8 protein-coding genes are annotated in these 8,749 nt (G+C 71.8%); 1 reads left to right on the top strand and 7 read right to left on the bottom strand.

The genetic code is table 11. The features are described from left to right. Nucleotides 1-823, top strand: an 823-nt coding sequence (locus H8R17_RS43360) for an RICIN domain-containing protein (protein ID WP_187828676.1), incomplete at its 5' end; no start/stop codon positions are given. A 106-nt stretch (nucleotides 824-929) separates the two neighbouring features. Here H8R17_RS43360 and H8R17_RS43355 read toward each other — a convergent pair. The 7 genes from H8R17_RS43355 to H8R17_RS43325 all read right to left on the bottom strand — a co-directional run bounded on the left by H8R17_RS43355 (nucleotide 930) and on the right by H8R17_RS43325 (nucleotide 8,627). Further along, nucleotides 930-1,184, bottom strand: a complete 255-nt coding sequence (locus H8R17_RS43355; protein WP_187828675.1) for a hypothetical protein — start codon at nucleotides 1,182-1,184, stop codon at nucleotides 930-932. A 33-nt stretch (nucleotides 1,185-1,217) separates the two neighbouring features. Continuing rightward, complete coding sequence (locus H8R17_RS43350) at nucleotides 1,218-2,849, bottom strand: beta-N-acetylhexosaminidase (RefSeq protein ID WP_187828674.1); 1,632 nt, start codon at nucleotides 2,847-2,849, stop codon at nucleotides 1,218-1,220. Nucleotides 2,850-3,113: 264 nt separating this feature from the next. Then, nucleotides 3,114-3,284 (bottom strand): hypothetical protein, encoded by a 171-nt coding sequence (locus H8R17_RS43345; RefSeq protein WP_187828673.1) that lies wholly within the window; start codon nucleotides 3,282-3,284, stop codon nucleotides 3,114-3,116. Between the two features lie 304 nt (nucleotides 3,285-3,588). After that, nucleotides 3,589-5,982 (bottom strand): SpoIIE family protein phosphatase, encoded by a 2,394-nt coding sequence (locus tag H8R17_RS43340; RefSeq protein ID WP_187828672.1) that lies wholly within the window; start codon nucleotides 5,980-5,982, stop codon nucleotides 3,589-3,591. Between the two features lie 405 nt (nucleotides 5,983-6,387). Next, on the bottom strand, nucleotides 6,388-7,038 hold the full coding sequence (locus H8R17_RS43335; protein WP_187828671.1) for a hypothetical protein: 651 nt from the start codon (nucleotides 7,036-7,038) through the stop codon (nucleotides 6,388-6,390). Further along, entirely contained in the window at nucleotides 7,022-7,261 is a 240-nt protein-coding gene (locus H8R17_RS48265) for a hypothetical protein (protein WP_262505981.1), read from the bottom strand. Before H8R17_RS48265 ends, H8R17_RS43335 begins: the two co-directional genes overlap by 17 nt. A 79-nt stretch (nucleotides 7,262-7,340) precedes the next feature. Further along, nucleotides 7,341-8,627: an FAD-binding oxidoreductase gene (locus H8R17_RS43325; protein ID WP_187828670.1), complete on the bottom strand. Its 1,287-nt coding sequence runs from the start codon at nucleotides 8,625-8,627 to the stop codon at nucleotides 7,341-7,343. Nucleotides 8,628-8,749 lie beyond the last annotated feature (122 nt).

The following is an 8,749-nucleotide window of genomic DNA, read 5'->3' as shown; positions in this document are numbered from 1 at the left end:
CGGCGTCTCGGGCCACTCCCTGGGCGGCATGATCACCCATGGCCTGCTGACCTCCTGGCCCGACCGCCGGATCATCTCCGCCAACCCGGAGTCCTGCACCGACATGGGCAACCCGTCCAGTTCGGTCTCCGCCAAGGTCCTGTTCGTCCACGGCGACCGGGACTCGACCACGTCGTACTCCTCGGCCCGGCAGGCGTACACGGAGATGACCTGGCCCAAGGCGTTCCTCACCTTCGTCGGCGGCAGCCACACCAGCTTCTGGAGCGACAGGCGCTTCCCGAACACCGTTGTCGACTGGGCCCGCTGGACGATGTACGGCGACACCGCCGCACGGGACCGCCTGCCGGCCGACGCGGCCGGACCCAACACCAGGTGGGAAGCCCGGCTGGGTGACTCACCCGGCGGCCCGGCCGCCTACACCCTGGTGGCCCAGCACAGCGGCAAGGCCGCCGACATCTACGAGGCCTCCACCGGCGCCGGCGCCCGGCTCGTCCAGTGGACCACCAACAGTCGCTCCAACCAGCAGTTCGAATTTGTGGACGCAGGCGACGGCCACGTCCGCGTCAAGGCCCGGCACAGTGGCCTGTTCCTCCAGCCCACGGGCACCGTGACCGGCGCGGACGTCGTCCAGCAGGCCGACACCGGCGCCACCGGCCAGCAGTGGCGCGTGGTCGACCACGGCGGTGACGTGATCAGCCTCGTCAACCGGGAGTCCGGCCTGGCCATGGATGTCTGGGAGTACTCGACCGCCGACGGCGCCCGCATCTCCCAGTGGACCTACACCGGCAACCCCAACCAGCGCTTCACCCGCCGCCGCGTCTGACCCGGGACCTGTCGGGGCACTGCTCGGGCAACAGGGCGGGCGGTGCGCCGACTGGCGCCGACAACCCTTCGCGACCACATTGGACGGGCCTTTCCACGATCCGACCTCACCGTGACGTCCGCGCAGACGCCGCACCGCATTCGTCCTCGTCGGCGCAATGATCGCGGACCCGATCGCGCACCCGGGCCAGCAGGGCGTCGGCCAGGCGGGCGGTGCCGCCGTCGATCTCGTAGAAGCGGGTGGCGGGGTCTGAGCGCCGAGCCCATGAAGCTGTGCAGGGAGCGAGCGGCAGCCGGGACGCCATCGCGCTCGTCCACTTCTCCGGCAGGGTCCTGCCCGTCCCACGGTGGGTCCCGAACACGTTGCGGATGATCGGATGCGAACGGCACCTGGTTCATCGCACGGGCGGGGGCCCCTCATTCGGTCGGCCCCGGACGCCGGGTCGCCGGTGCCAGGGCCGGGGGCCGGACGGCGGGCGGTATTCGACGCCGAGTGCGTCGAGCCGGGCGTAGTGCGCGGCGGCCATCCGCTGCTCGAAGTCGACGAAGTCGCGCTCGAAGGATGCTGGAAGAGGACGCCAGGCGACCTCGGCGAAGGCCGACAAGCGAGGAAAGACCATGTAGTCCACGGCCCGGGCCGAGTCCATCGTCTCGGTCCAGACGTTGGCCTGGACACCGATGACATGCGCGGCTTCTGCCCTGCTCAGGGAGTGGGGCACCGGTTCAAAGCGGTAGACGTCCTCCAGGGTACGCACATGGGCGATGGGAATGGGCTCGTGGGGGCCGTCGGCCTGCCGCCAGTCGAGGTAGACGTGCTCCTGCGGGCACATCACCACGTCGTGGCCGGCGCGGGCGGCTGCGATGCCGCCAGCGTAACCCTGCCAGGCCGACACCACCGCGCCCGGTGCCACGCCGCCCTCCAGGATCTCGTCCCAACCGACGAGCCTTCGGCCCCGGTCGGCCAGCCAGCGGTCGAAGTGGTGGATGAACCAGCTCTGCATCTCAGCCTCGTCCGCCAGGCCCAGTTCACGGATGCGCCGTTGGACGGTAGGGCTGGCCCGCCACTGCTCCTTGGCGCACTCGTCACCGCCGATGTGGACGAACTCGGACGGGAAAATTTCCAGGACCTCGGTGAGGACGTTCTCGTAGAACGCCAGCGTGGCCTCGGAGACGTTCAGCACGTTGAGGCTGATGCCCCAGTCGTCCCACGGCGCCAGCGCGGCGGTTTCGACGACATCGGTGTTGCCCAGTTCCGGGTAGGCGGCGATGGCTGCCTGCGAGTGGCCCGGAATGTCGATCTCGGGTACCACGGTGATGTGCCGCTCGCCGGCGTAGGCAACGATTTCGCGCAGGTCGTCCTGGGTGTAGTAGCCGCCGTGCGGGCGCTCGTCCCAGAGCGGGCTGTCCTCGAGCCCGATCCGGCTACGGGCTCGCCACGACCCCACCTCGGTGAGACGGGGGTATCGGCCGATCTCGATCCGCCAGCCCTGGTCGTCGGTCAGGTGCAGGTGGAGCACATTCAGTTTGTGGGCAGTGAGCAGGTCGACGTATCGCAGAACCCCGTCCTTCGGCATGAAGTGCCGGGCGACGTCCAGCATCATGCCGCGCCACGCGAAGCGCGGGGCGTCCGCGATACGCACCGGTGGCACTGTCCAGGGCCCTTCACGCAGCGGGGCGCGCCGGAAGGCATCCGGGCCGAGCAATTGCCGCAAAGTCTGGGCGCCCCAGAAGACCCCGGCCGGGCCACCGCCCTCGATCAGCACGCCGGAGGCGTCCGTGACCAGCTCGTACGCCTCGGGGCCGAGCGCTACGAGCCGCTCGGCGACTTGCAGGGTGACGGCCCCCTCTGCTCCGGGCGTCGCGGGCTCCAGCGGCAGTCCCATTGCGGTGCCGAGCACGGAGCGCAGCCAGCGGGCGGACGTGCCGCTTGCCGCGTCAGCCGCCACTCCGGTGCCGAAGCCGAGGACGAAGGGGCCGCCATCCGCCGAGCCGGGACGGATTTCGCGGGGCGCGGGAACGAGATCCATGGAGCGTTGGCCTTTCGGGTGGAGACCAGGCAACAGTAGACGCGGGCCGGAAGATGCGAGAGGTCTGTCGAAGCTTCGTAATTCGTCATACGGCCATGACCAGGGACGGGGATGGGTCCACGTCCGGTATCGAACCGGGCAGGGGGGAACGTGCTGTGCCGCCCGCGGCGGTCGCTGCGGGCGTGGGGCCGGCCGGTCCGTGCTCGCGGACGCCGGCCTCCGCGTGCCGGGCTGCAGTGGTCGTGAACCCGTCTACCAGGGGTTTCACTCGCGGAAGATGCGGCGTCGGGTGCGGCGGAGTTTCTCGTCTGCTTCTTCGTCAGTCGGTTCCTCGTCGAAGCGCTGGTCTTCGGCGCGCAGGCCCGGAGTGTGCTCGGCGATCAGCCGGTCCTTGTGGTGCAGTCGCGCGCAGGCTGCGAAGAGGCGACGAGACATGCCCAGGCGTAGTTCGGCGATGGGGATGCAACGCGTGAGAGTGCGTGAAGCGGTGTCGTGATGTCACCGCATCGGTCGCGGGTGACGGCGGGCGGGGTGGGCCGGGAGGGGCCGGGTCACCGCTCACGTCGGGCAGGTCCCACCTCGGTTGAAGGCGACACCCTCGGTGCGAACCGCGGCGAGCTCGTCGCGGGCCGCGTGGAGCCGGACGAATCCATGATCGCCATATGCGGACCTGATGGCCTGCGTCCCGCGCATAGTCGGAGCGACGGCACAGGATGGTTGTTCACGCTGTCCCGGACGGTCAGGCGGGGAGGATGGACTGCTCGGCCCAGATGGTCTTGCCGGAGGGGCCGTAACGGCTGCCCCAGCGCGCGGTGAGCTGCGCGACGAGGAACAGGCCGCGGCCTCCCTCGTCGGTGGTGCGTGCGCGACGCAGACGGGGCTGGGTGTTGCTGGAGTCGGTGACCTCGCAGACGAGCACGGTGGTGTCGCGGATGAGGCGCAGCCCGATGGGGCCGCCGGCGTAGCGGATGGCGTTGGTGACCAGTTCGCTGACGACCAGTTCGGTGGTGAAGGCGGCCTCGGCCAGTCCCCAGTCGGCCAGCTGGCGGGTGGCCGCCTCGCGGGCGTCGGCGACGACGGCGGGGTCGGCGGGGAACTCCCACGCCGGAGTGGCGTCCGGCGGCAGGGCGCGGGTGCGGGCAAGGAGCAGAGCGATGTCGTCGCGGGGCGCAGGGTCGGCGGCGTCGATGAGCAGGGCGCTGCCGATCTTGTCCAGGGCCCGGCCGGGGCGGCAGTGTGCGGCAAGGCGGTCGGCCAGGTGCCGGAGGCCGACGTCGGGGTCGTGGTCGTGGCGGTGAAGGAGGCCGTCGGGGTAAAGGGCCAGGACGCTGTCGGGGTCCAGGGTGAGGGTGGTGGTCTCGAAGGGCAGGCCGCCCACGCCCAGCGGCGGGCCGGGGGAGATGTCGATGAGCTGGGTGGTGCCGTCGGGCCGGACCAGGACGGGGGGCGGGTGCCCGGCGCTGGCCAGGGTGCAGTGGCGGGTGATGGGGTCGTAGACGGCGTACAGGCAGGTGGCACCGACCGTGTCGCGGTGTCCGGGGTCGGTCTCGGCGGCGAGCCGGGCGACGAGGTCGTCCAGGTGGGCGAGAAGCTCCTCGGGGCCCAGTTCCAGGTCGGCCAGGGTCTGCACGGCGGTGCGCAGCCGCCCCATGGTGGCGGTGGCGTGCAGGCCGTGGCCGATGACGTCGCCGACGACCAGGGCGGTCCGCAGCGAGGGCAGCGGGATCACGTCGAACCAGTCGCCGCTGATCTCGGCGCCGCCGCCGGCGGGCCGGTAGGCGCCCACGGTCTGGGCGGCTGGGGTGTCGGTGGTGGCGCGTGGGAGCAGGCGCTGCTGCAGGGCGACGGCCGCGCGGTGTTCGCGGGTGTAGCGGCGGGCATTGTCCACGCTCAGCGCGGCCCGCGAGGCGATTTCGACCAGCAGGTCCGCGTCCTGCTCGTCGAAGGCCTCAGGCCGGTCGGTGCGCCAGAGCACCACGCCGCCGAGCCGCAGGCCGCGCGCGAACAGCGAGGCGGCAAGGACCGAGTGCGCATGTTCGGGGAAGAACTGGCGGAGCAGTTCCGGGTGCCTGTCGGCGGCCGCCGTCGGGTCGATGATGACAGCCCTGTCGCGCTGCAGGTGCTGTATGACGGGCATGTCCGGCATCCGGGGGATTGCCGCGCCCACCTGGAGGAGGGCGGCGGGCCAGGGGCCGGCGGCCGAGGCCACCGCGGCCCGGCGCAGGTGCAGCTGTCCCGCGCCTGGGATCTTCATGGGCTCGTCGCCTTCGAGTACGGCCTCGGCCAGGTCCACCGTGGCCAGGTCGCCGAGGGCCGGGACGAGGACGTCGGCCAGGTCCTGGGCGGTGCGCGTCACGTCGAGGGATGCGCCGATCCGGGCCGAGGCCTCGTGGCGCAGCTGCAGGTGGTCGCGGGCCCGCTGCTGCGCGGTGGCGTCGGTGACCAGCGCGGCCACGCCCATCGGATCCCCGTGGGCGTCCTCCAGCCGGACGGCGGACAGCGAGAAGGACCACTGCCGCCCGGGAACCTGCGGCGAGCGCATCCGCTGCTCGTGCCCGACCAGCGGTACGCCCGTGGCGAGCACCCGGCGCAGCGCCGCCTCGGCGGCCTCGGCGTCCTGCGGGGACATCACGTCCGCCAGTCGGCCGCCGGGGGGCAGGGCGGGACCGCCGAACAGCTCGGGGGTGATATTGGTCCGCACGACGGTCAGGTCGATGTCGTGGATGCTGATCCCGATCCGGTCCTGGGCGAGCAGGGCAGACAGGAGGGCCGCGCCCTGCTCCCCGTCGCTCACGAGCCTGACGGGTGCGGCCAGCACGAGGAACTCGGCGCGGGCCTCCAGCGGCAGCACCCGGAAGACGACCTCGACCACGTCACCGCGGCGGTGTCGCAGCAGCGCCCGGCCCGCCGCCGTCACTCCGGCCCCAACAGGCTGGTCCCGCCACTCCTGCTCCGAGGCGTCGACGAGCAGGCGCAGGACCGGGTGACCGCAGACCTCCCCGGCCGTCCGGTCCAGCAGTTCCGCGGCCTCCCGGGACCAGCACAGCACGGTGCCCCGAGCGTCGAGCACGGCCGTCGCGACGCCGTCCAACAAGGACGCCCGCGCGCCGACGCGCCGGGTGGAGCCCTTCATCCTGCTCCTTCCCCTCGCCGAACGAGAACCGTGTCCAGTACAGGCGATTCGAGAAGGTCTGCGCTGCTTACAGACGACCGCGCCGGCCGAGCACGCCCCCGTGAGTTGTTGCCGTCATCTGCCGGGAAAACGCTTCGATGCAAGACATTGTAAGCCAGCAGGCCCGAGCCCCGGGGTGCCCGGGTATCAGGACCAGGTGTGCGCGCCCGCCGCAGGGCGAGCAGAACCTCGCGTGCCGCGCCTTCCTCGTCCACCAGTGCCCTTGCGCAGTGGGCTCACATCTACCAGGCGGAGCCCGGCGACCTGGCGCCCGCCGAGCGGGGCCCTGGTCGACACCCTCGCCGTTGGGATGATGCCGGGCCCGGCGCCGCGGTGTGCGGGTCGCCCGGCCCGGCCGCACCGGCGTCAGTCAGTCCGGGGTCTGCTGGGGCGGCCGTCATGAACCGGCCCGCCACGCGGCCCGGCCGGTCCACCACCCAAGGGCCGACCATCCAGTACGCCGCGTAGAACAGCAGCAGGAGCTCCACCAGCCGGCGGCCGCTCAGGCCACCGCTGATCGTTGTCAGCAGGATGTAGCCCAGGGCCGCGACGACCAGGGCGAGGCGGATCCAGCGGGTGCGGCGCAGGTCGGTCTGCTGGGCGACGCCCGGGGGAGGTCGCGACCCGGCGCGGCATCGACACCGCGCTGACGGTGATGAGGGCGGTGACCGCCAGCACGATCGCCGCGAGCCAGCGCAGGCCGACCCACAGCTGGTCGGTGTACCAGCCGCCGAGGCCGTACGGGATCTCGGCGAGGCCCGCAGCAGCGCGCTGTACAGTGCCGCGCCCGCCAGGGCGCCGGCCGCGGCCGACGGCGGCGGCCTCGGCGGCGGTCATGGCGAGGATCCGGCGCGGGATGGCCCCGGCCAGGCGCAGGGCGGCGAGTTTCTGTTCGCGCCGTGCGGCGCCCAGGCGTCCGGCCGCCGAGGCCAGCACGATCACGGGTACCACCAGCAGCACCGCGCCCATGACGACATTCGATTCGGGCCATTCCTGGCCATCATCGATGTGCCGCACGGGTGGATGACGGGTGACCAGCGGCGTGCGCTGAGGCCGACAGCCCGGTGAAGAAGCTGGCGACGTGCCCGGGGGCGGCCGATGCCGGGTCGGGCAGCTCCTTGCCGAGCACCCGGTCGGCCGTCCACGTCGCCGTACCCGGAGACGGGCCGGTGACGGCGTGAGCGCGAGCTGGGGAGGCGATGAACCAGGCGTTCTCCCGCTCGGCCAGCCAGCGCAGCACCACCGCCCCCTCTGCTGCATCTGGGTCCCGGGCGAGGTTGTGGCGTTGGGGATGACTCCGGGATGGGACCGGGCTTGCGTCAACCGTCTGCCGTGGTCCGACCACGACGTGGGATGAAGCGCTGGGGAGAGAAGGGGAGAGCCGTGCGGGCCGTGTCGGCTCGCTGCCGGCCTCCGGAGATTTCCGCGGAGATGATGTCCGCCGTCACTGGCGCGAGGGTGACCCCGAGCATGCTGTGCCCGCTCGCGACCAGCATGTTGTCCTTGCCCGGCAGCGGCCCGATGACCGGCAGTCCGTCGGGTGTCATCGGACGCAGCCCCGTCCAGCCCCATGGCTGTGACTCCGGGGGGAAGTCCGGCAGGTACGTGTGGGCGGAGCGGGCGATGCCCCGCAGCCGATGCGGATCGATGGTCGCGTCGGAGCTGCCGAACTCCATCGTTCCGGCGAACCGGAGCCGGTCCGACAGCGGTGTGACGGCCACCTTCGCCTCGCCGAGGTAGACCGAGTGCCGCAGCGTCACCGAGCCACTGGTGTCGTCGAAGCCGTAACCCTTGCCGGGCCGGATGGGCAGGGGGCGTCCGGCCAGCCGCGAGAGCGAGCCTGTGTGCACTCCGGCCGCGAGGACGAACAGGTCGCCGGTGACTTCCTCGCCCCCGGCGAGCACCGAGGTCACGCTGCGGCCCCTCGACCGGATGCCGGTGACCGGGCTGCCGTGCAGGAACCGCACTCCCAGTTCTCGGCAGCGGTCTTCCAGGCCCCTGACCAGACTCGCGGGGTCGACGTGCCGTTCCTGCGGGCAGTGCAGGCCGGTCAGTACCTGCCTGCTGAGTGCCGGCTCGAGGTCGCGGAGTTCGTCGCCGGTCAGAGGGGCGGCGGTGTGGCCGATCCGTTCCATGGGTGCCGTCGCCGCCCGGTACTCCTCCATGGTGTGCCGGGTGGTGAAGACCAGGAGCTGGCCCACGCGGTGCTGCTCGAAGCGGATGCCGTCCTTCTCGTACTCATCGAACAGCTGAAGCGTGCGCTCGTTGAGGGAGGTGAGCGCCTCGACGCCCGACGCGAAGGCCCGGGGATTGCAGTGGCGCAGCATGTTGATCATGAAGCGCACGTGCTCGGGACGCGGGGAGGGGCGGACGTACAGGGGGCTGTCCCTGTGGGCCATCCATCGAAAGGCCTGTCCGAGCATCCCGGGCGCGGGCACCGGAGTCGACATGATCGGAACGATCCATCCGGCGTTGTGCACGGAGGCTCCGGCCGCCCCGCCTCCTGCCGCGTCCACCACGGTGACGGCCAGGCCGTCCTGGGCGAGCCGGTGGGCGGTGGCGAGTCCGATCACGCCCGCACCGACGATCACTGCGTTGTCTGTCATCGTTGTCCTTCCCGCGGATCGCGGACCGGGTGTGCCGGGATGCTCCTATGGCTGTCAAGCCGCTGGAGCCAGGTCGGTATGAGTGATTCGTTCGGTCGGTGTGCTGGTCAGTGCCCGGTAGA

Source organism: Streptomyces sp. TRM68367 (assembly GCF_014495685.1).
Taxonomy (GTDB): Bacteria; Actinomycetota; Actinomycetes; order Streptomycetales; family Streptomycetaceae; genus Streptomyces.
This window is presented reverse-complemented; position numbering and strand designations above follow the sequence as displayed.

Bases quoted from the DNA above. Each gene is read 5' to 3' on its own strand.
- H8R17_RS43340 (WP_187828672.1), bottom strand. From the start codon at position 5,982: ATGAAGGGCTCCACCCGGCGCGTCGGCGCGCGGGCGTCCTTGTTGGAC.
- H8R17_RS43350 (WP_187828674.1), bottom strand. From the start codon at position 2,849: ATGGATCTCGTTCCCGCGCCCCGCGAAATCCGTCCCGGCTCGGCGGAT.
- H8R17_RS43325 (WP_187828670.1), bottom strand. From the start codon at position 8,627: ATGACAGACAACGCAGTGATCGTCGGTGCGGGCGTGATCGGACTCGCC.
- H8R17_RS43345 (WP_187828673.1), bottom strand. From the start codon at position 3,284: ATGTCTCGTCGCCTCTTCGCAGCCTGCGCGCGACTGCACCACAAGGAC.